The sequence below is a fragment of the Calothrix sp. 336/3 genome (assembly GCF_000734895.2).
Classification (GTDB): Bacteria; Cyanobacteriota; Cyanobacteriia; order Cyanobacteriales; family Nostocaceae; genus 336-3.
The window spans coordinates 3,967,997-3,992,675 of record NZ_CP011382.1; the positions used below are offsets into that span (position 1 = coordinate 3,967,997).

General features: G+C 40.9%; 22 protein-coding genes and 1 tRNA gene. 14 read left to right on the forward strand and 9 right to left on the reverse strand.

Annotated elements, in window-relative coordinates:
* Positions 1 to 17 precede the first annotated feature (17 nt).
* Positions 18 to 1,133, forward strand: a complete 1,116-nt coding sequence (locus tag IJ00_RS16545) for an ABC transporter permease (RefSeq protein ID WP_035154655.1) — start codon at positions 18 to 20, stop codon at positions 1,131 to 1,133.
* Between the two features lie 607 nt (positions 1,134 to 1,740).
* Positions 1,741 to 2,403 (forward strand): N-acetylmuramoyl-L-alanine amidase, encoded by a 663-nt coding sequence (locus IJ00_RS16550; RefSeq protein ID WP_082127345.1) that lies wholly within the window; start codon positions 1,741 to 1,743, stop codon positions 2,401 to 2,403.
* 148 nt (positions 2,404 to 2,551) lie between these two features.
* Here IJ00_RS16550 and proS read toward each other — a convergent pair whose 3' ends face one another.
* Positions 2,552 to 4,363, reverse strand: a complete 1,812-nt coding sequence (gene proS / locus IJ00_RS16555; protein WP_035154656.1) for a proline--tRNA ligase — start codon at positions 4,361 to 4,363, stop codon at positions 2,552 to 2,554.
* A gap of 163 nt (positions 4,364 to 4,526) precedes the next feature.
* Here proS and IJ00_RS16560 point away from each other — a divergent pair, with 163 nt between their 5' ends.
* Positions 4,527 to 5,900 (forward strand): 1-acyl-sn-glycerol-3-phosphate acyltransferase, encoded by a 1,374-nt coding sequence (locus IJ00_RS16560; protein WP_035154657.1) that lies wholly within the window; start codon positions 4,527 to 4,529, stop codon positions 5,898 to 5,900.
* A 163-nt stretch (positions 5,901 to 6,063) separates the two neighbouring features.
* Here the strand turns inward: IJ00_RS16560 and IJ00_RS16565 are convergent, their stop codons facing one another.
* The gene (locus tag IJ00_RS16565) at positions 6,064 to 6,813 is read right to left on the reverse strand and encodes a Uma2 family endonuclease (protein ID WP_035154658.1); all 750 of its coding nucleotides are present in this window, start codon (positions 6,811 to 6,813) and stop codon (positions 6,064 to 6,066) included.
* Between the two features lie 365 nt (positions 6,814 to 7,178).
* On the opposite strand from IJ00_RS16565, the gene IJ00_RS27160 reads away from it, so the two are divergent.
* A complete protein-coding gene (locus tag IJ00_RS27160) occupies positions 7,179 to 7,604 on the forward strand; it encodes a hypothetical protein (RefSeq protein WP_052754474.1) in 426 nt (141 codons plus the stop codon).
* Positions 7,605 to 7,644: 40 nt separating this feature from the next.
* Here the strand turns inward: IJ00_RS27160 and IJ00_RS16575 are convergent, their stop codons facing one another.
* Entirely contained in the window at positions 7,645 to 8,343 is a 699-nt protein-coding gene (locus IJ00_RS16575; protein ID WP_035154660.1) for a diacylglycerol/polyprenol kinase family protein, read from the reverse strand.
* 61 nt (positions 8,344 to 8,404) lie between these two features.
* On the opposite strand from IJ00_RS16575, the gene yidD reads away from it, so the two are divergent.
* The 3 genes from yidD (at position 8,405) to IJ00_RS16590 (ending at position 10,497) form a co-directional block, all read left to right on the forward strand.
* On the forward strand, positions 8,405 to 8,668 hold the full coding sequence (gene yidD / locus IJ00_RS16580; protein ID WP_035159163.1) for a membrane protein insertion efficiency factor YidD: 264 nt from the start codon (positions 8,405 to 8,407) through the stop codon (positions 8,666 to 8,668).
* A gap of 360 nt (positions 8,669 to 9,028) precedes the next feature.
* Positions 9,029 to 9,661 carry an SH3 domain-containing protein gene (locus IJ00_RS16585; RefSeq protein ID WP_035154661.1) on the forward strand — a complete coding sequence of 211 codons (633 nt, stop codon included), beginning with the start codon at positions 9,029 to 9,031 and terminating at the stop codon, positions 9,659 to 9,661.
* A gap of 131 nt (positions 9,662 to 9,792) precedes the next feature.
* Positions 9,793 to 10,497 carry a M15 family metallopeptidase gene (locus tag IJ00_RS16590; protein ID WP_035154662.1) on the forward strand — a complete coding sequence of 235 codons (705 nt, stop codon included), beginning with the start codon at positions 9,793 to 9,795 and terminating at the stop codon, positions 10,495 to 10,497.
* Positions 10,498 to 10,564: 67 nt separating this feature from the next.
* Here the strand turns inward: IJ00_RS16590 and IJ00_RS16595 are convergent, their stop codons facing one another.
* Positions 10,565 to 11,038: a TspO/MBR family protein gene (locus tag IJ00_RS16595; RefSeq protein ID WP_035154663.1), complete on the reverse strand. Its 474-nt coding sequence runs from the start codon at positions 11,036 to 11,038 to the stop codon at positions 10,565 to 10,567.
* A gap of 333 nt (positions 11,039 to 11,371) precedes the next feature.
* Positions 11,372 to 13,324 carry a S9 family peptidase gene (locus IJ00_RS16600; protein ID WP_238178351.1) on the reverse strand — a complete coding sequence of 651 codons (1,953 nt, stop codon included), beginning with the start codon at positions 13,322 to 13,324 and terminating at the stop codon, positions 11,372 to 11,374.
* A 251-nt stretch (positions 13,325 to 13,575) separates the two neighbouring features.
* On the opposite strand from IJ00_RS16600, the gene IJ00_RS16605 reads away from it, so the two are divergent.
* Complete coding sequence (locus tag IJ00_RS16605; protein WP_035154664.1) at positions 13,576 to 14,943, forward strand: alkaline phosphatase family protein; 1,368 nt, start codon at positions 13,576 to 13,578, stop codon at positions 14,941 to 14,943.
* Between the two features lie 27 nt (positions 14,944 to 14,970).
* Here the strand turns inward: IJ00_RS16605 and IJ00_RS16610 are convergent, their stop codons facing one another.
* From IJ00_RS16610 to IJ00_RS16620, 3 genes are all read right to left on the reverse strand, one after another.
* Complete coding sequence (locus tag IJ00_RS16610; protein WP_035154665.1) at positions 14,971 to 15,537, reverse strand: SRPBCC family protein; 567 nt, start codon at positions 15,535 to 15,537, stop codon at positions 14,971 to 14,973.
* Between the two features lie 18 nt (positions 15,538 to 15,555).
* Positions 15,556 to 17,601 carry a GAF domain-containing sensor histidine kinase gene (locus tag IJ00_RS16615; protein ID WP_238178352.1) on the reverse strand — a complete coding sequence of 682 codons (2,046 nt, stop codon included), beginning with the start codon at positions 17,599 to 17,601 and terminating at the stop codon, positions 15,556 to 15,558.
* Positions 17,602 to 18,526: 925 nt separating this feature from the next.
* Positions 18,527 to 18,862 carry a hypothetical protein gene (locus IJ00_RS16620; RefSeq protein WP_035154668.1) on the reverse strand — a complete coding sequence of 112 codons (336 nt, stop codon included), beginning with the start codon at positions 18,860 to 18,862 and terminating at the stop codon, positions 18,527 to 18,529.
* A gap of 98 nt (positions 18,863 to 18,960) precedes the next feature.
* Between IJ00_RS16620 and IJ00_RS16625 the strand changes: the two genes are divergently transcribed.
* Positions 18,961 to 19,227, forward strand: a complete 267-nt coding sequence (locus IJ00_RS16625; protein ID WP_238178353.1) for a hypothetical protein — start codon at positions 18,961 to 18,963, stop codon at positions 19,225 to 19,227.
* A gap of 199 nt (positions 19,228 to 19,426) precedes the next feature.
* Positions 19,427 to 19,813, forward strand: coding sequence for an alr0857 family protein (locus IJ00_RS16630; RefSeq protein WP_035154672.1), 387 nt, complete (start codon positions 19,427 to 19,429; stop codon positions 19,811 to 19,813).
* Between the two features lie 114 nt (positions 19,814 to 19,927).
* Here IJ00_RS16630 and IJ00_RS16635 read toward each other — a convergent pair whose 3' ends face one another.
* The gene (locus tag IJ00_RS16635; RefSeq protein WP_238178354.1) at positions 19,928 to 20,773 is read right to left on the reverse strand and encodes a polysaccharide deacetylase family protein; all 846 of its coding nucleotides are present in this window, start codon (positions 20,771 to 20,773) and stop codon (positions 19,928 to 19,930) included.
* A gap of 134 nt (positions 20,774 to 20,907) precedes the next feature.
* Between IJ00_RS16635 and IJ00_RS16640 the strand changes: the two genes are divergently transcribed.
* From IJ00_RS16640 to IJ00_RS16655, 4 genes are all read left to right on the forward strand, one after another.
* Positions 20,908 to 21,087, forward strand: a complete 180-nt coding sequence (locus IJ00_RS16640) for a hypothetical protein (protein ID WP_035154673.1) — start codon at positions 20,908 to 20,910, stop codon at positions 21,085 to 21,087.
* Positions 21,088 to 21,393: 306 nt separating this feature from the next.
* A tRNA-Lys gene (locus IJ00_RS16645) sits at positions 21,394 to 21,465 on the forward strand.
* 473 nt (positions 21,466 to 21,938) lie between these two features.
* On the forward strand, positions 21,939 to 23,003 hold the full coding sequence (locus IJ00_RS16650) for a glycosyltransferase family 4 protein (protein WP_035159173.1): 1,065 nt from the start codon (positions 21,939 to 21,941) through the stop codon (positions 23,001 to 23,003).
* A gap of 152 nt (positions 23,004 to 23,155) precedes the next feature.
* Positions 23,156 to 24,592 carry a phosphoglucomutase/phosphomannomutase family protein gene (locus IJ00_RS16655; protein ID WP_035154675.1) on the forward strand — a complete coding sequence of 479 codons (1,437 nt, stop codon included), beginning with the start codon at positions 23,156 to 23,158 and terminating at the stop codon, positions 24,590 to 24,592.
* Positions 24,593 to 24,679 lie beyond the last annotated feature (87 nt).

Genomic DNA, 24,679 nt, shown 5'->3' on the forward strand with positions numbered 1-24,679 from the left:
TTGACCATTACTTAACTATGAATTGGTGGCAACGACTCAAGAAAAATCCTTTGGCAAAGTTTGGGGCAGTTTTGTTGATTTTGTTTTACACTGCGGTGATTGCAGCCGATTTTATTGCCCCCTATGATCCGCTAGTTCCACAAAACAGTGGTTCCCTATTACCACCAACTACAGTATATTGGCAGTCATCCACAGGGCAGTTTATCGGTCCCCACGTCTATCCGACAACCCAAGGGGATACAAATTTAGAAACAGGCGATCGCCAAATTATTGTTGATAAAACTAAACCTGCATCTCTGAAATTCTTTGTCTCAGGTTTTGAATACCACCTGTTACAGTTGAAATTCCCCCTACCACCGAAATGGGATGAGGTGACAATTTTCCCTGGTATTCCTTTAAACTGGCATTTATTTGGCACTGCGGGAGATGCCAGATTTAATCTTCTGGGAACTGATGATCAAGGACGTGATCAATTCAGTCGCCTATTGTATGGTGGTCGTATTAGCCTATTTATCGGCATTGTGGGTGTGGTGCTTACCTATCCTCTAGGTATGCTGTTTGGAGGTATTTCTGGTTACTTCGGTGGCTGGATAGATAGCGTCATTATGCGTGTTGCTGAAGTATTAATGACTTTTCCTAGTATTTATTTATTGGTGAGTCTCGGTGCAGTTTTGCCCCCAGGATTACCCAGTAGTCAACAGTTTATGTTAATTGTGTTAATTACTTCAGTAATTAGTTGGGCAGGATTGGCAAGGGTAATTCGTGGACAGGTACTCTCAATTAAAGAGCGGGAGTTTGTCCAAGCTGCAAAAGCGATGGGTGGAAAACCAATATATATTATTCTGCGTCACGTTTTACCCCAAACAGCAACCTATATTATCATTTCTGCCACCTTGACAGTTCCTAGTTTCATTGGTGCGGAAGCTGTGCTGAGTTTGATTGGATTAGGAATTAAACCACCCGATCCTTCCTGGGGAAATATGTTGTCCTTAGCAACAAATGCCTCGGTATTAGTTTTACAACCTTGGCTAATTTGGCCCCCTGCCATGTTAATTATTTTGACAGTATTGGCATTTAATTTACTTGGTGATGGTTTACGTGATGCCCTAGATCCCCGTAGTATTCAGAGGTAATTTTTCATAGGTTAATTGATTTCAAATTAGGTGGTCATGATTTTGTAGGATTTAGGTAACAGGGGGGAGAAAATGAGACTAGAAGCTTGCCTCCTGATTTTCCAATCACCTAAATGCTTTTGGATGAAAATTTATTATCTTATGGTGCGGGTAGAGATGCCCGCTTTTATGATGTTTATCTGTTCGCTAGAATACTTACCTGAATGACTTATGAGTCATGAGTAGTAAATTAAGACTTGAAATCCTTAATATTTCCTAAGTAGAACGGCTTAAATAATTCACGCTATGTCATTGCGAATGAAACGTTCGCGTAGCGTGTCGCTTTGCGACTCAGTGGAATGAAGCAATCGCAACGGTTTTGACGATTTTACAATCTGTTACATAGTTAGGTTTATTCTCACCGACTTACTTAGATGTTTCCGAAACAATGATTTGAAATCTATCTTGAAACCCTTATGAAATAAGAGGCATTTCTAATTCACGCCAGGTGTGATTAATAAAATATCTGGGCAAAAATGTTCATAACCGATAGGATAATCTGAGAGAATACTTGCAAGCTTCTGTATATATTTTCCCAGTGAAAAAACTATTACTATTAATTTGCTCCATGGGTTTCTTAGTGTCGAGCTACCCCACAGTTGCACAACAGAAAAATCAAGGAAACCTAGTGCAATTATCTCAGAATAAAGTCAAAAACAAAAAGCCTTTATCTGGAACGAAAATTATTATTAATCCAGGACATGGAGGTGAGGAAACAGGTGCGGTAGGTGCAACTGGATATTTTGCCAAGGATGCAAACTTACAAGTGTCAAAGTTGTTAGCTGAAGAGTTGCGCCAAAATGGAGCAATCGTGGTGATGACAAGGGATGATGATAGATATTTATCCTTAGGCGATCGCCAAGCAATTATCAAACAAGAAGAACCGACAATTGCCATTACAATACATTACACCTTGGCTGCTGATGGTGAAGATGCAGAAAAAGTTCAAGGAATTAGAGCTTTTTGGTATCATCCCCAATCCCAGGGTTTGGCTGTTTTCATCCACAATTCCCTAACTCGTAAACTTGGACGTGCATCTGGTGGTGTATTTTGGAATAATTTGGCTTTAACTCGTCCAGACATTTCCCCATCTGTAGTTTTGGAATTGGGTTTTTTCAGCAATCCCCAAGAATTTGAGTGGATAACAAATACTCAAGAACAAAGAAAATTAGCTACTGTTTTGGCACAGAGTATAACAGAGTGGCTACAAAAAACCCAAAAATCCCAGTAGATTTTGTTGTTAGGAGAAGATGAGCAAATTCATCCTCAATTCTTCTCAAGTTTTTTCATAATTATTTTAGTAAGTAATTGATAGTCCTAATCAACTCTGATTTGTAGGGGCAGACTAGAAGGTCTGCTCCTCATTCTACTGAGCAAATTTATGATTGAGAAGTGGCTGCTGTAATCCACTGCTGAATCGTCACCACAACATCCTCTAGGGCAATTTCTTGAGATTCTTTCGTGGCACGTTTGACAATCTCCACTTTCCCATTAGCTAGAGCTTTTCCGGTGACAATTCTATAGGGAATACCGATTAAATCAGCATCTTTAAATTTGACTCCAGCTCGCTCATTTCTATCATCAAGTAATGTTTCAATTCCGGCTTTGTTGAGTTCTAAATACAGTTTTTCGGCGGCTGCCATTTGTTGAGTATCGTTAATATTGGGAACGGTGACAATGGCATGGTAGGGAGCGATCGCCACTGACCAGACAATACCATCTTTATCATAGGATTGTTCTACGGCAGCCTGAGCTAGACGGGAAACCCCCACACCATAGCAACCCATAACTAAAGGTTTTTCTTCCCCTTGCTCGTTGGTATAGGTTGCACCCATAGCTTGGGAATATTTGGTTCCAAGTTGGAAAATATGCCCCACCTCGATACCACGGGCAGTTTGCAGTAGCTGTTCAGGGTTATGGAGAGCGCGATCGCCTGGTCGAGCTTTCCGAATATCTACGGTGATATTTGGTAAAGTAAATTGCTCTGTCCAGTTAGCTCCGACGACGTGATACCCCGATTCATTAGAGCCGGTGATAAAGTTTTTCAAGCTAGTAACAGTGGCATCAACTAACCGGAGAAACTTCGGTGAAACATCCTTGATAGCTTGGATATAATCATCACCAATATCTGGGGCAATGTAACCTAGAGGTAAGGCTTTTGCCGCCCATTTATCCTGAGCTTCCTTGTCTGGTACAGTTAATTTCAATACAGCTTTACCACCAAACTGAGGCGCTAATCTAGTTAATTCATTTTGTAATTTGACTTCGTTAACTTCCTGATCGCCACGAATACTAACTAATACCAGTACTGTGACTCCATTGTCATAGACTGCTTGATACAGAACATTCTTGACGACTTGAGTTGCATCACACTGGAGAAAATTACACAATTTTTCAATGGTGTCGGTTCCCGGTGTTTCCCGCTTTTCATAGCTGCTAAAGGCGGAATCTACCGCATCGGGGGGAAGAGAAACAGCTTTTTCCACATTCGCTGCATACTTGCCATCTTCGGTGTACAGTACTTCATCCTCCCCCGCATCTGCCAAAATCATGAATTCTGTGGAACCGGAACCACCGATCGCCCCAGAGTCAGCTTCCACAGCCCGAAATTTTAAGCCACAGCGCCGCAACATATTACTGTATGCGTGGTACATATCCTGGTATGTTTTTTTCAGGCTATCTTCATCCCCATGGAATGAGTAGCCATCCTTCATGATAAATTCCCGTCCTCGCATTAAACCAAAGCGGGGGCGGATTTCATCACGGAATTTCGTTTGTAATTGGTACAGGTGCAGGGGTAATTGACGATAGGAGCGCACCATATCACGGGCTACGGTAGTAATTATCTCTTCATGGGTGGGACCTAATGCCAAATTTTGCTGTCTTCTATCTGTGAGGGCAAACATTATACCTTCTGCTTTCGTATAGGTATCCCAGCGTCCTGATTCTTGCCATAGCTCGGCGGGCTGTAATTGTGGTAACAAGCATTCTTGGGCTCCAGTGGCATTCATTTCTTCTCGCACAATCTGGGAGACTTTTTGCAGCACTCGCCACATCAAAGGCAAATAAGCATAAACACCGCTACCGATGCGACGAATATAACCAGCACGGAGTAATAATTTGTGGCTGGGAATCTCCGCATCTGCTGGATCATCTCTCAGTGTGACGAATAACATTTGTGACAGTCGCATCGTTGTCCCCTTTTTCGTTTCTTTCTGTTTAGACTTAGTTACATTCAAATGAAGTATGCAGTATCAAGGATGAAGTATCAATCAGTTATCAGTTACTAACAAATCTGACAACTGTTACCTCTGCTGAACTCTTTTTTCCCTTTTACCTTCCCATTCTGGTTTTATGTCTCAAGCTCAACCACCTTTAGAATTTATTCCCCCAGCGCTTAACCCGGTGTTTCTCCGCCTTTGTCAGTTATTGTTACCTGCATGGGTACGCTGGCAAACTCCGATTAGTGAGATTGAAGCAGATAATGTCGAGACTTTGGTGGATTTATATCGGCAGTTTCAGGAGAAAAAAGTCCGCTTCATGATGGCGTTTCGTCATCCTAGTACTGCTGATCCAATTTGTCTTGCCTATTTGCTCTCACAAATTGTGCCTAGGGTAGCACGACGCAAGGGTGTCAAGCTGAATAATCCAGTTCACGCTCATTTTATCTACGATCGCGGTATTCCTCTATGGGCAGGTTCTCATATTGGTTGGGTTGCCTCTCGTTTAGGAGGAACTCCGATTCAAAGGGGGAAAGCTGACTGGACTGGGTTAAAATCAGCACGGGATTTGTTTGCCAATGGACAATTACCCATGGCAGCTGCACCGGAGGGTACAACTAACGGTTTATCGGAACTTGTGAATCCCCTGGAACCTGGTATTGCCCAAATGGGTTTTTGGTGTGCGGAAGACTTGCAAAAACAGGGTAAAGAGGAACAGGTTTTAATTTTACCAGTAGGCATTGAATATAGTTACGTGGATGCTCCGTGGCAGGCGATCGCCAAGATGTTGAGTGACTTAGAAGTTGACAGTGGTTTGCCGACACCGAAAAATTCGCAAAACCCAACTTTAGAAAATCTCTATCCCCGTTTATTGGCTTTGGCGGAGAGATTGCTGACTCTCATGGAAGATTTTTATACTCGTTTTTATCATCAGAAATTGCCTCACCAAGCTGGCAAAGTTACAGAAATTAACGATATTAATACTGCGATCGCCACCCGTTTACAAGCACTGATGGATATTGTTTTACAGGTGGCAGAACAGTATTTTGATATTACTGCTAAGGGTAATTTTAATGACCGTTGTCGCCGTGTGGAGCAGGCAGGGTGGAATTATATTTTTCGGGAAGATTTTAAGGATATTAAAGCTCTCTCACCCTTAGAAAAAGCCCTTGGCGATCGCGTTGCGGAGGAAGCAAATCTGCGAATGTGGCATATGCGTTTAGTGGAAAGCTTTGTCGCTGTGACTGGCAGCTATATCCGCGAAAAACCGACAGCAGAACGTTTTGCCGAAACAACTTTGCTGGTGTGGGATATGGTATGTCGCATCAAGGGTGGTAATCCCTTTACCCGTCCAAATTTAGGTAAGCAAAAGGCAAAAATTACCATTGGTGAACCCTTATCTGTGAGCGATCGCTATCCAAATTACAAAGGTAGTCGTCAAGGTGCAAGACAAGCTGTTGGTGAGTTGACAAAGGATTTACAGATAGCTCTAGAAAACCTGATTTAAAGCTTTTCCATCATCAAAACTTTTGTTATGGCGACGTAGGTTAGCAATATCTGGAACTGCTAAGTTCTCAAGACACGAGGTTTAGCTCTTAAACGGAACTGCGGCTTTTTCTAAAAGTCTCGGTTCTGAACATCTATCATTTATCAAAACTGATAAATTACTACTATTCCCCCATGGGTAAATTATTGGGGTCAATTCCTTGAGCTTGTAAAAAAGCTATGAGTTGTTCGTTTTTTTGACGTTCCTGCTCAGCACGTTGACGTTCCTGCTCAATCTGCTCCACAGCCCAAGGTAACAAGTTACCATCCCCGTCCCACCAGCGCAACCAATAACCAGTTCTACCTTCCTTGGTTCCTTGCCAAGTTCCGATAAATAAACCCATGGAATCAATCCAATGGCGACCATTTTCATCGGGTAATTTTAGTTGATAATGTCCATTTTCGAGGTAATAAACTTCTAGTAAACCGCTATCTGGTTCAAAAATCGCATAGATGGGAATTTGTAAAATCTGCTCATAGAAAAACCATTTACCTGGTGGATAGGTGCGCTTAACAGAATATTCACTACCATCGGTATCTGAGAGAAACTCTATGGCTAATGCGGGAATATCACCTTCTAAGTTGGGTGTGTAGCTTTTGCGTTCTGCTAATATCTGATTGACTCTGGGAATATAAACCCAGTCAGGTGCTTTGGCGATAAATTGTTCGTTAATTGTGGCACAAAGACCAAAATTTGAGGCTACCAGCATTTGCGGTTGCAGAAAACCACTGATTTCGAGACTTTCACGTAAAGCACCAGCCAAAATTGGCTGACCTGTATTTTCCACTGGTTCATCCTCTAGCTGAAAATCCTGAGGTAAGGGTTGCCAAGATATAACAAGTTGGGGATATGGCGGGATAATTCTAGTTGCCATAGATATAATTTCTCTTATTTTTTAATCTAATTTTTTATGGCAATGCCGATGTGAATACAAGGGAAAATTTTTCTAGCATCCAGATTAGTGATATTTTAACATTACTTGACAGTTAAATGCAGAGATTCAACCTCAGAATTATGTTTCATAAATAACAGAATTCCTGTTTATATTACCTTGTGTAAATATGAACAAATAATAAAAATCTTGCTGATACCAAAATTGCGATCGCCAGGAACTCTATGAGAAAACCTACCCATGATAAATAATTTTATATAGCGAAAGATATTTCGTTTCACTGCGTAAATCCTCGTCCGGCATTTTTACTATCCACTCTCCCTATTTAATCGCAGGGAACGAAAATTATGTCTAAACAAACCTTTTGGAATTTCGTCATTGGTGCGATCGCCCTACCTCTCAGTGTTGGCTGTGATACAGTTTTGGCATCTGTCAAGCAGGAAACTCCCCAACAAGCGGCTTCTGTCGTCTCTTTAGAATCAGCACAAGTTAATACAGACAAGCTACAACCGTCGGAAACACCAGAATTATACGCCCAACATTACTACCGTCGGGGTTATTATCGACGTGGTTGCCCTACCATCAACAACTATTACTATGGTGGTTATCGCTCCCGTCACCGTCGTCGCTACAACCGTAGCTACTATGGCAACCATTACTACCGACCACGCTACAGAAGACACCATAACAGCTACTATAGAAACCGCTACTATGACGGCTATCGCTACAATCGTCATGGACGCTATAACGACAATTACAACAACAATTACTAAGACAGAATAAGTGGGGTGAATGAATTATTACCCCATTTTCTTATCTAGTGAGTTGTATCAACCAAAAAGCCAGGGATGCACTACCTAGGGGTACTGTTAAATTATCAATACCCAGAAAAGACACTGTTTCTAAAAAAGTGGCAGCGATCGCCACTATCAAGGACACCACCCAAGTCTGCCAAATGTTGCCTTGAACACCAACAAAAATTAAACTACAGATAATAAAACTTACTAAAACCATTGTCAGGGAACCTTCCCAGCTTTTATTGCCGCCAAAAAGTTGGTATTTATGTTTACCTAATTTTTGTCCAATTAATGCAGCCATTCCGTCGCCCCAAGCCATTACTAGAATACCTAAAGCTGCATACTGGGGTTGTTGAAGATACCAAAAACAAGCCACTAACACACCAATACTCACAGCATAGAAGAAAGTACCTAAGCTTCGCCTGCCGACGCTGTTGATAGGAAGCAAGGGAAAACGATAGGATAGGAGGGTGACAACACCAGCTAGAACTGAAGCTGCAATTCCTACATAGGCGGGAATGTCTAACCACCAAGCGATTAAAATCACATTGCCAGTACCGATGTGGACAATCTTCCGCAAAATTTCCGGTTCAGCTTTGGCAAAATGACTCGCTATCCATGTAACAAGCAGAACTAGAGCAACCCAAGCAGCAGCGATCGCAATTTGCCACCAGACTGAAGAAATAGACTCTAACACGGGATGTAGACTCAGCAATGGTAAAACTTAGTGATAGTAGAGGTTTGTTATCACTTTATTAGATTTTTGCTCCCCTATGATGAAGTTATTTTTCATTACTCTAATTAAGATATATCGTCTAGCCATATCTCCCTTGTTTCCCCCTACCTGTCGCTTTCAACCCACTTGTTCAATGTATGCAATCCAGGCGATCGACAAGTTCGGAGTCTGGAAAGGTAGTTACTTAGCAGCACGTCGCATTTTACGCTGTCACCCCTTCCATCCGGGTGGTTATGATCCTGTTCCCGAAGTCTGGGGAAATGCTCCCGATTCACACTGTTGTGAACATGAACATAAAGAGTAGAGATGTTTGCTTGTTCCTTTTTCCTTCTCTATGGTAAATTTTCCAATTTTTTTAATGGCATAAAAGTTCTGTGTTGTGCAGAATACATGGTGATACTAGATACCAAGTTAAAATATTTCGAGACTAGATAATTGCTCAAGCTGTTTTACGTAATTTGTGATTTCTCTTGTGTATTCACAAATATCCGATAAGCACTAAGCCTATCAATGGTTTCCATAGGAATAATTCATTTTTATAGTGAATTTTTCCCACTTATTCGTACAATTCAAAACTCCCTAATTTAATTTCTCAAAATATAGGGAACATATTTTCTTGGAAAGTATCAATAAATTCAATTTTTTGCAAAACAGAGGGAAAAATATGACTTTCACCGGTGGAAAAGTAATTGCAATTGGTAAACTCAAGAGTCCCAGTGCAGCGATTAAAGTAAAAATTCGTCAAACACCCAAGCGAGTTGGTGACAGTATTAATAGTCCTAATAGTAATATTTTGGCAGAAGTTGTCTCTGGAACCCAGGTGAAGGTTCTAGAAAAAGGAACAGGTGATGCAGTTTCGGGAAGTACTACCTGGTACAAAGTAGTTTATGAAGCTCCTCAACCAGATATTGTTGGTTGGGTACACAGCAGCGTGATTGACCTATCATCCGTAGTTAATCCTACAGACCCTGGCAATAATCCTCCTGAAAAAGATACCTTACTACGCTTTAAAACCAATACTGGCATGGAAGTCAGAATTTTTACTAAGGGTGGACAATCTTATATGAATGTCTTTAATAAGCCCAAAAATGTCACAGAATTAAGTGGAGCATTAGCTGTCAGAGAAAGAGATACTACAACTCGCAGAATTACCTATCGAGCCAATAATAAGCAATATACCTACACTGTGGTGTTTATTCCTTCTGGTGATGTTTCTTTAACCATCCGTGAACTAGATGGTGATTTAGTTGCATCAGAAAGAGGTGTGGGACCAACTGGTAATGAATGGGCTGCTTAATTAATTAATTAACTAAAATATTCTGATAGGAGGCGTTCCATGAGAGCGTCTCTTTTATGTTTGAAATAAATTTGCGATCGCCAAGTTTTGCACTTATCCTGTAAACATTTCCGTTTGTGGTGTGAGTGTAAATGCGACCTTATCATACAATCCCAATTCATGAATGTGGTGAACCGTTAGTTGCTATACCTTTAGAACTGTTTGCAGTCGAATCTCCCCATCCCTACGAGAAATTGTCAGCACCCTATGGTGAGCATTCTCCCTACTTTTTGCGGCAAACTGTAGTGGAAAAATTAGTCACTGCTCAAAATTGTCTGCAAATGTTTCGTCCTGACTGGACTATTCAAGTTTTTGATGCCTATCGTCCCGTTGCTGTGCAAAAATTTATGGTAAATCATGCTTTTGCTGAAGCTGTGCGAGAGCGGGGATGGGAAAATATGGAGTTATCGGAGGTTCAATTAGAGGCAATTTGGTCAGCAGTTTATGACATTTGGGCAGAACCAAGTCTAGATATGAGGACTCCCCCACCCCATAGTACAGGTGCAGCAGTTGATGTCACCTTAGTTGATGAAATGGGGAGAATTATCGATATGGGTTCGGTAATAGATGAAATGTCAGAGCGATCGCTACCAGACTATTACCTCAATCATTCCCATCCCCAAGCTGAGATTTTCCATCAACATCGTACCCTTCTGCGTGACATCATGGAAAAGTCTGGTTTCCAGCGTAATCCTAAGGAATGGTGGCATTTTTCCTACGGTGATCAAATGTGGGCATGGTTAAATAGTCAAAGAAATTCCCAGGATAGTTTCATTGCCCAGTATGGCAGGTTGTGATGATTTGGGTCAGGGGTGAGAGAAAATATCCTTATCCCTTTCTTTTGCTCCTGCTTTTCTCTGGAATTCAGACATCATCGGGGTTTAAAAACATCATTGTCCATGTGGTATACGTACCGATGGGACTCCAAAGTAAGTAGGGTAGGAGTAAAATTGTTGCCCAAGAGGAGAAGCGATAGACCGCGATCGCCAGGAATAAAGCAACAAAAAAACCCGTTCCACCAATAATTGTCCCCACCTGTAAACTACGTAATTTGCACATCAAAGATGTATAAGATATTGTAGCGATTTCCAATAATAAGTAAACTCCCATAATCAACCAAGTGGTAGTGGTTCCAGGGTTTCCTTCCCAGATAATATAGGCAGACCAAGCTAGACAAATAAAAATAAATGTCCAGATGAGGGGAATTGCTCCTTCAAAAGTCAACCATTGAGGACGTTTGAGTCGATTAAACCACTGGCGATCGCTCGGACTTAACCAACTACCACCCATCGCTATTAAAATCGCCACACCACCAATTACCATCCAAGATTTAATCATAATTAATTAATCGAAATTTATGAATCATGATGCATTTATAGATTCATCAATAAATACTTGATTGCCATATGAGACCTCTTGCAAAAATAGGTTTTTGACTGTTTTACAAGCTCGAAAATACTTCACTGTCCAGGAAGGTTTAATTCGGAATAAATCAATAACCCTTTCCCCTTCCCTAACTTCTGCAAGAGGTCTATTGTGATTTTGATGAGTTCCAGCAATCAATTCATCAATCCTAAGAGAGAAAAAGAAAATAGAAAAGAAAATCCCGTGAAGTTATTAATGGGAAATTCCCAGACTCATTTCTGTTATTTCTATTCCTCTCAGCCTATGTCATTTCACCACACCGGAATGCCCTGTAATTGTTCCCATCGGTTCAACTCTCCCACCGATATATTTACCGAGAAATGCTTCTGCTTGGGCATAAAAATGTAAACGATTCGCTGGACGAGCAAAACCATGCCCCTCATCTGTATAAAGTATATATTCTACAGGTTTCTTGGCTTTGCGCATGGCTGCAACAATTTGCTCACTTTCCGCTTGTTTTACCCGTGGATCATTGGCACCCTGGGCAATCAGTAAGGGTGCTTTTATTTTATCGACAAAAAATAGAGGAGAGCGAGACTTGAGAAAATCTGCTTCCTTTTCCAAATTACCTACCCGATGATAAAACAAAGCTCTTCCTGACTCCCAATAGGGGGGCAGACTTTTGAGTAAAGTTAATAAATTACTTGGTCCAACAATATCTACACCCGCAGCAAACACATCTGGAGTAAAGGTTAATCCCACTAAAGTTGCATAACCACCATAGGAACCTCCCATAATTGCCACTTTTTTACGATTGGCAATCCCTTTACCTACAACCCAATTGACACCATCAATCAGGTCATTATGCATCTTCCCAGCCCATTCCCGATTCCCTGCATTCAGAAATTTTTTCCCGTAACCTGTAGAACCCCGAAAATTCACCTGTAAAACAGCATAACCTCGGTTTGTCAGCCATTGTACCTCTGGGTCATATCCCCAAGTATCCCTTGCCCAAGGACCACCATGCACTAACAATACCGTTGGTAAATTTTTTGCCGGAACTCCTGGAGGTGTACTGAGATACCCGTAAATCGTCAAACCATCACGGGATTTATAGGAGATAGGTTGCATTGCTGCTAACTTTAATCCTTCCAGTTTGGGTTTATTTGTAAATAAAAGTTTACTAATTTTTCTTGTCCGGTCATAGGTGTAATAGTAAACTGGACCATCATCTGTAATATAAGCAACTAACCAAGTTTTATCAGCCAAATCACGATCTAAAATTCGGACTTCACCCTTTCTGATTTTTTTGAGACTATCAAAATCAGCAACAATACTTTTATCTAAAACTTGCCACTGTAATTTATCTCTGTAAAAACTCACTGCTTGAATTTGTCGTTTTACAGGATGAATCATGACTCCACCCACATCATATAGGGAATCTTGGGCAATGACTTTTTCTTTACCAGTAGCAATATCAACAGCAACTAATCTTGTAGCATTAGCATTTTCGCTACTTCTAATATATAAAGTCTTACCATCAGCCGAAAAATCCTCAACACTCCCCTCATCTTCTGGTCCCCATTTACGGATAGTTTTCCAGGGTTTATTCACAGATTCTCGCACAGCTAAAGTGGAACCACCATTATTAGTAGAAGCAATGGCAGCCCTAATTTTAAAATTAGCATCGGCAACTACTTGCTCAACATTTCCAGGATTTTTCTCCTCTAGGGTAACTTTCCCCGTCTTAAGATTAATTTTGTAGGTATCATGCTTTTTGGCATCTTCCTTATTTAAACCGACTAAAATTTCATGGGGAAACTTGCGGTCAATGGCAACAATTTCTGCTCTGACACCCTTATATGGAGTTAAGTCTCTAACTTTCTGAGATTTGACATTTACTGCATACAAATGGTAGTTTTCATCTCCATCTGTATCTTGAGAATAGATAATTTGCTCCGCATTATAACTCCAGAAATAGCTACGAATGCCTCGTTTTTTATCGGCAGTGAGAATCCTATCATCCTTCTGTCCGATAGTTCGCATCCAGACTTGTAGAATATTATTTTTGTCTGGTGCAATATAGGTCAAATATTTACCATCTGGGGACATTTGAGGATTGGCTTTTTCTGGATTACCAAAAAGAATTTCTCGCTTGATTAAGGGTGGTAAATTGGCAAAACTAGGAGATAGAAAAGAGACAAATGTGCTAGGTAGCACAAAGAATAAAATCATGGCAAAACTTAATTTTCTTTTCATTTTTAAGTCAAGTTATGTAAATTTATCCCTATAGGTATAAGCCCACGCCATATTAGATTTTAAATGAGTGAATACCCAGAAATACAAATTTAGTAAAAAGTCTAATTTAACTTGATTAACCATAGAAATTTGCCAGACATTACGGCGGAAATAAAGCAACCATACCCTAGGAAAAGCCCTTCGGGTTCCGGGGGTTCACTCCTGACCGTATTTTCCAATTAAAATGAGATTAACAAGGTGAAGATAGACTTATGACTCCAATCTCTGCCATTGCAGAAACCGCCCTGCTTCATAGACAAACCCTACCTGGTATCTTTGGTAAAGAAGCGGTGAGACCAAGTTACGATGGTTTAGGGTTAGCAAATATTGCCGCATTGGTACCACAGCTACTGATTCCAGAAGCAGTTACAGCAAATCCTCAGGCAACTTTACCTGCTTTCAATCCCAGCTTACTCGGCATCGATTTAGTCACATCAGCTTGGCAAAATTGGTTAAATCAATCACCTATTAATCATGTGGTGATGGTATTAATTGATGGGTTAGGTTATGACCAATTACAGACATTAATTGTTACTGAAGATGCACCGGGTTTCGTGAATGCGGTAGCCCATCCCCAGGCTTTTTTTATGCCAATCACTTCCGTGTATCCGAGTACAACGGTTACTGCTTTAACCTCCGCAGCAACGGCGCATCCTCCAGCTAAACATGGCATTGTTGGTACAAATCTGTACTTTTCAGAAATTGGTAGTGTTGTAAATTTAATTCACTTTTGCCCTAGTGTTGCTCCTACTAGGTCACCATTATTAGATACACAATTAAATCCTGATACTTTAGTGCCTGTTGCCAATATATATCGTACCTTGGAGTCGGCAGGAGTTGATGTCAAAATTATCAATTTTCACCAATTCAAACAAACGAGTATCAGTCGTTATACTTGTAGCGGGAGTGCAGCAGGGAAAGAGGGTTTTAGTGGCTATTTAACCCCAGCAGATGGTTTTGCTCAGGTACGTAATTCTCTACTGGCTAATAGCGATCGCGGTAAAACTTTTACCTACATTTATCTATACCACATAGATAGTATTGCCCACCGTCATGGTCCTCTGAGTCCTAGTTATCGGGCAGAAGTGGCGGCGATCGCCTTTGCTTTGGAACGGGAATTATTAAAACCTTTGTCAGGTAAAAATGATACTGTAATGTTACTCAGTGCTGACCATGGACAACGTTACTGCTACCCAGAAAAAACCATGTGGCTAAACGACCACCCGGAGTTAATGCGGATGTTGTTTGTGCCAAGTGCAGGGGAAACTAGGTGTAAATTTTTATACCTTAAGCACGGAAAAGAACAAGCTGCTTTAAATTATATTGAGAAGCATTTACAGGATAATTTCCTTGCCATTACCAAATCAGAAGCAGTGGAGCTGGGTTTATTTGGTTTACCAGGTGAATCCTTAACAGAAGCAAGTGGCGATCGCATGGGTGATATTTTACTTATCCCCAATCACGACTGGATTTGTCGTCATCACCTTCCCAGTGAAGAACCTTCCCCCTATGTTGTCGGAATCCATGGGGGGTTAAGTCGAGCAGAAATGTTGATACCCTTTTTAGCCTATCGATTTTGAGACAGGGGATTTTGCTACTAACAGTGACTAAGCTGGTGATGTAGCTAATTGTTGTACCCGTTGACGAATTGCCAGGAGATTCACCTGTAAATCCTTTGCCAAACGTTTCTCAATCATTCCCACTGGCATAGTTAATTTGGGGTGTACAGTAATTGAATAACAGAGTTTTGTTCCTACCAAACAACCTTCTAGTTTCCAGCATCCGTAGAACTCTTTTAAATCTCCCTCAACCATTTGAAAGTTGATTGCTTGGGGAAAATTTTCTTCCAAGTCGAGGACAACTCTAGCAGAGAAATTTAATTTCATCAGACGTTGGGAACCTACTTGCTCTAGACGAATACCACCTTCAGGGTGGGGTAAAAGTTGACTTTTGGCAAGGTTGGGAATAAATTCAGCCAAGGCTTCGTAGTCTGTAATAACTTTCCACACATAGTCTAGGGGGTGGGGAATCTCAATATAAGCTGTAATTCGACGTCGGCGATCGCCAGTTTTTTCAACTTCGACTTCAACAGCTTGTAAATCACTAGAATTGATTTCCCCATCGGATTCTAGGGTAATATCTGCAATTTCCGATATATATTGTTGCTCACTCACAGTTCACATTTCCCAATTCTATGGTTGGTTATCGTCAGAATATTGTGGAAGGGTGAGAGTAAAGCAGACTTTACTCAGTTCAGTATCCGGGATGGGAGTACTTTCAACAGCGATCGCCCCGTTTAAATGCTGTACCATAGACTTCACTAGAGCCAAGCCTAAGCCAGTACCAGGAGTCCATCGTCCTCTACCACGTCGGAACCTGTCAAAAATATAGGTCGCTTCTTCTTCAGATATACCACGACCGATATTCGTCACCTGAATCACGATTTTATCAACTTGCTCCTGGACTTGATGTTCAGCTTGTAACTGAACAACGGTATCAGCTTCGGAAAACTTACTAGTATTTGTGAGTAATTCCTGTAAAATCCGGTCAAAGCTTTCAATTTCAGTTTGAATGGATAGGGATTTCTCTGGCAAATCCAGGGATATTTTCAAGCCTTTATCTGCAAGCTTAGTCTCAAAGTTAGCTTGGAGTTCCTGAATTTTCGTATTTAAATCTATGGTTTCAAATTGGGGTTTTTCTTGATGGCTTTCTAATTTCTGTAAAGTCAACAAGTCATTAATTAAATTGATTTCCTTAGTACATTCCTGTTCCAGGATATCTAAATATCTAACCTGCTTATCTGGTGTAATGTTGGGATGACGCAGGTTTCGCAGAGCCACCCGCATATTTGTGAGAGGATAGCGCAGGCGATCGCTCATATTGCTGACGAACTCATCCTTGAGCTCATTCAACTCTTGCAATTGCTTAACGTGCTGTTGCTTAATTTCGTACAACTTGGATTGTACTTCTAAGCTCCGTTGCAGTTGAGCTGTTCTCTCATCCACTAAACTCTGTACCTGGCGCAGCGTCTGTGATTGAATAATTGCATTGGTCATTTGGGCACAGACCATTTCGACTATATTCAATTCGGAGGCTTGCCAATGACGAGATTTCGCCTGCTGGAGAGCTAAAAAGCCTAAAACTCGACCTTGATTTTCTAAGGGAATAAAGAGGATGGCAGGTAACTCTTCTAAAGCTAAAATTGGGGCTGTAGTAAAACTTTCTTTATACTCTAGATAATTATTAATAATTACTGGCTTGGCAGAGTCCTTAAAAGCACGTTGGCATAAACCGCACTCAGCCACCATAAAGGATTTTTCGGCTTCCGGTTTACTGACACCAAAGCTATCCCGTGACCATTCTGCCATGACAGTTGCCTTAGCTTTAGGAATTTCCTGACGGGGACGATTACGAAATAGAGGGTCAGTATATTTTAAAAGTAATAGTAAACCTCGGTCGGCTTGGAGAGCTTCTGCTGTAGAGGCGATCGCCAACTGCAACATCTGATTTAGCTCTAAATTACTGCGACTGAGAATAGTTAACTGTCTAATTAAACTCTGGTGTTGGGCACAACTGCGTAATTCTTGTTGTTGGGAATTAATTAACTGCGCTTCCATCACTCGCGAGAAGGCGATCGCACAAGCAGACTCTACAGATTTCAATAACTGCTTTTCCGCTTCGCTCCAATCATAGGGATGGGATTGAATTAAACTGACTACCCCATTCTTTTTACCCGCAAAGCGAGTGCGTATCGCTAAGACTGATTTGATTGGTAAGGGTAAATATTGATAACCCATAACCCAACTATTACGGGTGGTAGAAATGTCCTCAATAGTTGGTTCTGTAGCAAATTCTAAAACCGGTGCATCCAACTGCTCCCCAGCAAATCCATCATTGGGATGGGGCAAATCCATATACTCTTGCGTACACCAGTAAGCACTGATATCTTCATTTGACAATGCTTTTAGCTGTACAGGTCTAATTCCTCCGTCATCCGTAGACAATTCATCTGGAACTGTCACCAAACAACATCCATCAACTTGGAAAGCTGTACCCAAAACTTTGGCAATCTCTTTGAGGATTATCGCTGGAGTTACACCATCGGCAATAATCTGGTTAATTTTTTGTGCCAATTGCAAGGCTGCTTCCTGGTGCTGCATCAGCTTTCCATGTGAATGTTGTTTTCTTCGTTCTACGTCATCTGGGCTTTGTGGCGAGGGTGATACACGCTCTCTCATTCCCGGTACACTTTTGGATATTGTCCCCATTGTCTTGTAACCCAACCTCCTGGCACATCCTTCTCCCTTGACCTCGTAACACCCTGATAAATTGCAATTTTTTTAGCAAACCTTTCTCCCACCTGTTATAGCCCCTTTCTATTGCAGATGACCAAACTAATTTTGTATTAAACAAATCTCTACAAGCCTAATGGAATACCTAGGATATACCAAAATGCTGGACGTAAATCACTATTTGTGGCAAGGAATTGAGTTTATTTACCAACCGTTACCTAGAATATCTTGTCTAGACACTAGACATAAACCGTAATTTCTCTGCACTTCACACAAAAACTCCGTAAACTGTCTCCGCATTACCACTTAACTGCCAGCCTACAATGTCATATTTGTTTCAGCCATAGCCCATCTTGCTCAGGATGAATCGTCACCAAATTGAACATAGTACGAGTAAAATCACTTATTCCTGTGTATATGCACGCAATTACTATTAATTTTGAATTAACGCCAGAGATAAGCCTTACGTCTTTTTCGCTACGGTTTACAAAATCACTATTCATCCTACACACCGCGATAAATATCATTGTGTCAAGTGATGCCTGACCCCCTGTAGTAAAGGATATCTAAGAGAAAAAGAGTAATTGAATATACTGAAACTGTCTCACAAGGTTATATATTTCTTATGTTTTGAGGCGATAGATACTTTTTTTCTTATATTTATTTTTTTTATCAATAATCACTGACAGAAAATTTTCGTTTTTGACTGATAAGTTCTTGTTGTTGCTATCGTTGAAAGCTTGGTGATTCCTGGGGTGAGCTTTTATGCTCTTTTTATTCTATAAATTTGGTTGAACGGTCAATGATTAAAGTTGCAGCGGGATTTTTGCCCATTCAGCAGAAACCCCACTGCATTCGGCAAAACCCAATGTTAACCAGCTAAACTCTCTACACTCAGGGGAACCATCTCGCCGTTTCTCGTTAGTCCTAACAGCATAGGTTGTTGGGGTTGAATTAATTGTCCTGTAAGTACACAGCGTTCCTCCTGTTGAGCGATGGCAGTTATGCTGGCGCGGATATCAGTCTTGGAAAATCGCGGTTTCCAATCTCCCGATTTTTGTTGAACGTAATTCCAGAGGATATCCCGAATGAGTGCCTGATATCCCTGATTGCCAGACAAATCTTTGAGTTTATCTTTGAGTTCCCGTTCCAAGCGGATGCTGGTAACTTCCATGTCGGTGGTAGCGGTGCGAGCAATAGTATGCATGAGTTTTTCTCCTTAGAGGTATGGACAGGATAGTAATACAAGTGTAGTATGTTTAAAAGAATGTTCAAGTAGTTAGTACTCAATAGGTGAAATTTTCTGTGAAATCCCTTTACCCCATTTCTGCTTCCAAACCGATCGCCAACTTTGTCTGGAGTTGGGAATCGACTGCTTTGGGAGTGAATTATTTATTTATGGGTGATATGGGTGACAGCAGCCAAAATTCAACCTTTAGCAAAATCAAAGGATTAAATTTCGTAAATCTAGGCATTTTCCCAGAGGGTAATCATGGTTTGAGATATGCCAGCATTATTGATGTAGAGATTACAGCATCACGACAAGTACAAAAAAGCGGGAGGTACAGATAAGTGAACACTGTACCGATATAGAACCAGATAAATCTCAGGTTTAGTTTTACCCCCGCTTCCTAATCAGAAAAAGAAGTGGGGGTTTTTTATGAGGAGTCAAGCTGTGACTAGCGCAATCGAAGTTCTAGAAAAATCTGTAGTGGTGTTTCCCCAAACCTGGATGTATAAGCAAACCTGGAATAGCAAGAGAGCGTGAGGAATGCTGAAATTAACATATACCGAAAACAGCTTTTACATAGAGTGTCTGAATCAATCCCTAGAAGAGTGGGTATCACAAAGAGTGATTTTGGCATTACGTGTCAGTCAGTCTCTATTTGTTCAACCTAGCACAGCTTCCTTTTTGCTTCCTGCTGATTTACCAGGACTTGAGCAGATGAAAGCGTCTTTCTGTTGTGATGACCGAGAAATCGTATCTTTATATACTTCTGATGCGGAGTATGTAGAAGTAACTCTTTACGGTTCTTGGTTATGCAATAGTTCTGAGGATGCTAATGGTGTATTTGTGGCAAAGTTGAGCGATCGCACTGAGTTCTTCCTACACAAACTTTGGCAAGAAGCACAAGCTTGTATTAGTGCGGAATGTTAGGTAATGGGGAATGGGTAATAGAGAATGTCTAGGGAATCATAAGAAATAAATTATTCTATATTCTCTAATGTCAAACAGCTTTCCCTTCCCTATTCTCCTGTCAGGGGAAAGTTCTCAATTTTCTAATAATTCTGGAATGGTAACAAAACGATAACCTTGGGCTTTGAGTCCACTAATTATTTGTGGTAGAGCTTGAACTGTTCTAGCTCTGTCTCCTCCCCCATCATGCATGAGTACAATCCCCCCTGGTTTTGCGTCCCTGAGAACATTTTTCACAAAAACTTGGTATTTGGCGCGGGGGTCAGTATCTGCGGATGTCTGCGACCACATAACTACAGTGTATTTCTGACTTTGAGCATAGCGGACTAAACCGTTATTGAGATATCCTCCGGGAGGACGAAACAAAAAAGTTTTCACTCCTGTAGTTTTGTATATAAGTTCAGATGTACGGTCAATCTCTTGTTTGGCTGTAGCTGTATCCATTTGTCGATACCAGTGATGCCATGTGTGATTACCAATGGCGTGTCCTTGGGCAACTACACGTTGAGCTATTTCTGGATGAGCTTGGATGGATTTGCCTACCCAAAAGAAAGTTGCCTTGACATTGTTTTGCTGGAGAAGATGGAGAATTTGGTCTGTAGTTTTTGTCCAGGGACCATCATCGAAGGTGAGAGCAATAATTTTATCTGTATTTTTTGATTCTAATTTATACAGTGTTTTGCCCTGATATTTTGTGCCCGCTTGAAATATGGGCTTTTTTACTACTGGGGATGGTAAAGGATTTGTCTGTTTTACAACATTACCCTGAATTTGAGATTGCTGGGGCGATCGCCCTACTTGCTCCTTTGATTGCTCTTTTTGCACAAATGTGTGACAACCTGCCATACAGACTGTGAGAGTTATCACTACTAGATGACTAAACGCGCGGCTTTTCCCTTGCTGTAACTCCTTTTCGATCACACTACCATTCCTTGTCTTAATTGAGAGGCAATTCACTCTAGCAAAAATTTTCCGAAATATTCTTGACAGTTTTGTAGTATTTATGTAGTATTTATGTAGTGAAGCAAAAACAAGCTTCCTAGGAGGTAAAAGCGATGTTCTACATCCAATTAGCGCCCAGAGAGTGGCGTAAACCCAAGAAAAATTCTGCTTCCCCAGTATCACAAGCAGAAACTAGAAAAGAAAAAACCATAGAATTTGCGCACAAGCAAGCAGTTGAAAATATTCGTAAAACTCAGCAAGTTCACTATTTAGAGCGTCGGCTATTTTTCTAATCGGATAATCTGTAGTTTTGTAGTGCATGGGAAAGACATTTCTGTGTGATTCGTGATGGCGATCGCTAAAGAGAAGTTCTTGAACTTTGGTTTCATGGGAAAGGTGGTGGAATCACTGGCTAGAGATGCTGAATTTAACCAGTGTATTTGGTAATACCCATCTTTCCTTTTTTTTATTCTTAGTTATATTTCATCTCCCTTTTCTAAGACATTAGAACACAGCTATCTTCTGTCAAACTTAAGTCGTAATGCCTAGTGTTTAAGTAATAATTAACACAAAAAATCAATACCATGGACTAATCGTGAGGGTGATTGGCATAGCGGTTGTGCAACTGGCTTTTAACCAGCACCACAGAGGTTCAATTTCTCTATCACCCATTTCATGCAGATATCTCACTTATTTTTGGCATGAGATATTGTGGGCAAAAGATGATTTTCTGCTGATTTTTCAGAGTGATTTGATAACCAAGATACATTTACCTGATTTTTTTACTGAGATAGCAATTACTTTGTTTTGACGTCTTTGCAATAATCTATAATATAGTCAAAGACAATTTGTGACAATTTTTTTGCAGACAATTACAGCAAATAAATCTAATATTTATTAAATTTCCAGACAGTGCATCATTAATACTGAATACCTATTCTAGGAAGAAAGTGAAAATAGATGGAAAACTCAGGTATAGGGTAACTTATAGCACACCAATACCTTTTTTCCCATCTTCAAGATTGGTGCATCAAGCTATTAATCATTTTTATAAATCTTCTGGTCTCAAGATTTGCTCATGATGCATGATTGCTCAAAAATCATCGTCAGGTTGAGTTAGTTACTGCCGTAAATGGGGAAAATCATGCGAATTCTACACATCTTAAATCACGTCCAAGAGATTGGTAATGGAATAGTCAACGTTGCTGTGGATTTAGCCTGTATACAAGCAAATTCTGGTCATGATGTAGCGGTGATTTCCGGTGGAGGAGAATATGAAAGTTTGTTCTTAGATTATGGTGTCAAACATTATTACCTAGACCAGACAAGAAAACCAATCAACATCTTAAAAGCAGCTTGGAGTTATCGGCAAATTATCCAAGAATTCCAGCCGCACATTGTCCATGCTCACATGATGACGGGCATTATTCTGGCAAAATATTTACAGGCTGGATACAAGTACCACATAGTATCAACAGTTCATAATGAATTTCAGAAATCCAGTATATTTATGGGATTAGCTGATACGGTAATTGCCGTGAGTCAAGCAGTTGCTGAATCTATGGCAAAACGGGGCATTGCAGAGAAGAAATTGAGAGTTGTAGTTAATGGTACTCTTGGCAGTCCGCGTACTCGTCCTGTGCATGAGTATGAACCTGCGAATTTGTCCCATCCCGCGATCGCCACCGTGGCAGGAATGTATGAACGTAAGGGGATAGCTGAGTTAATTGCTGCCTTTGCCAATATCGCAGAACAATTTCCCCAAGCAAATTTGTATTTAGTCGGAAATGGACCCGATCGACAAAGCTTTGAAACCCAAGCACAGGCAACTTCCGTTAGCGATCGCATTCATTTTACAGGTTTCCAATCAGAACCACAGCATTATTTAGTTGGTGCCGATATTTTTGTCTTAGCATCCCACAAGGATCCGTGTCCTTTGGTACTATCAGAAGCTAGGGAGGCAAAATGCGCGATCATTGCTACCAACGTAGATGGTATTCCCCAAGCATTAGAGTATGGTAAAGCTGGGATTTTAGTCCCACCCCAGGATAGTCCAACTTTGGCAACTGCTTTAACTGATTTATTGAATCATCCTGAGAAATTACAGGAGTGGCAAGGAAAAGCCGGAGAAAATTTAGATTGGTTGAACGTCAAGCGCGTCAATCAAGAAACTATGGCAATATACGAAGGCTTAATCGCAGAAAAATAGAAACACAAAAGCTATTACTTATTTACTGATTATGTCTTCTGGATGATTTTCCGACTTCCAGTCACCAGTGGTAAGTTTTATACCTGGTATTTTTGTTACATTATGCTTGTGTAAATGTTACAATCCTCAATTAAGGAAGTTGGGATACCTCGATGGCAGTTGCAGCTCAATCTATTAAGTTTGGTACTGACGGTTGGCGTGGTGTAATTGGCGATGAGTTCACATTTGAACGTCTGGCTTTAGTTGCGCCAATAGCCGCAAAGGTACTATTTGATACCTATGGTGCAAAAGTAGGTAATCGTACAATAGTAGTCGGTTATGATCGCCGATTTATGGCAGAAGATTTTGCCCACAAAGTTGCTGAGGTTGTTTCTGCGGCAGGTTTTGACATTTTGTTCAGCGAAACCTTTGCACCAACTCCAGCTTTTAGCTGGGCAGCAAAGCAAGAGAATGCTTTGGGTGCGTTGGTAATTACAGCTAGTCATAATCCTGGTAAATACTTAGGTCTCAAGGTCAAAAGTGCCTTTGGTGGTTCCGTACCTCCAGAAGTTACCAAAGAAATAGAAGCTTTGTTGGGTGAACCTGTACCCATGGCGGCAACCCCAGGGAAAATCCAATTTTTTAATCCTTGGGGTAGTTACTGTGAAGAATTAGCCCGCAAAGTTGACCTGAGTAAGATACGTGATGCGATTGATACAGGGAAACTGACCGTATTTGTAGACGTGATGCATGGAGCAGCAGCCGGTGGGTTAGGGATGCTCCTGGGTGAAGGAGTCAGGGAAATTAACAGCGATCGCGATCCTCTTTTTGAAGGTGGAGCCCCAGAACCCTTACCTAAATACCTTTCCCGCTTATTTTCTGTGATGAAAGTCCACCAGGAAACCAACCCTTCAGGATTAACAGTGGGTTTAGTTTTTGATGGAGACTGCGATCGCGTTGCAGCTGTCGATAGTCAGGTAAATTTTCTCAGTTCCCAGATACTTATTCCTATCCTGATTGATCACCTCACCCTGCGTCGTGATTTTACAGGGGAAATTGTCAAAACTGTCAGTGGTTCTGATTTAATTCCCCGTGTTGCCGCTCTGCATAATTTGTCAATTTATGAAACACCTGTGGGTTATAAATATATAGCCGATAGGATGTTAGATGCTCAAGTATTATTAGGAGGGGAAGAATCCGGTGGTATTGGTTATGGTAGCCATATTCCTGAACGGGATGCCCTACTTTCAGCCCTATATACCCTGGAAGCAGTTGTCGAATCTGGTTTAGATTTGGGTGCATATTATGCCCAATTGCAAGCCCAAGCCAATTTTACATCTGCCTACGATCGTATTGATTTGCCCCTGGCAAGCATGGAAGTACGAGGAAAATTATTAGCACAATTACAAACCCAACCACCAGCAGAAATTGCTGGCAAAACAGTAATTGGTTGTCAAACCATAGATGGTTACAAATTCCGTCTCGCTGATCAGAGTTGGTTAATGATTCGTTTTAGTGGCACCGAACCAGTATTACGTCTCTACTGTGAAGCTGCAACCCTGGAAGAGGTACATAAAACTTTAGCCTGGGCAAAAGATTGGGCAGAGTAAAAAGTATCAAGTTGCAGATTTAAAAAACCATGGGAGCAAAATGCTCCCTATTTGCATATTAGGGGAGTTTTCTCCGGCAAATCGCAA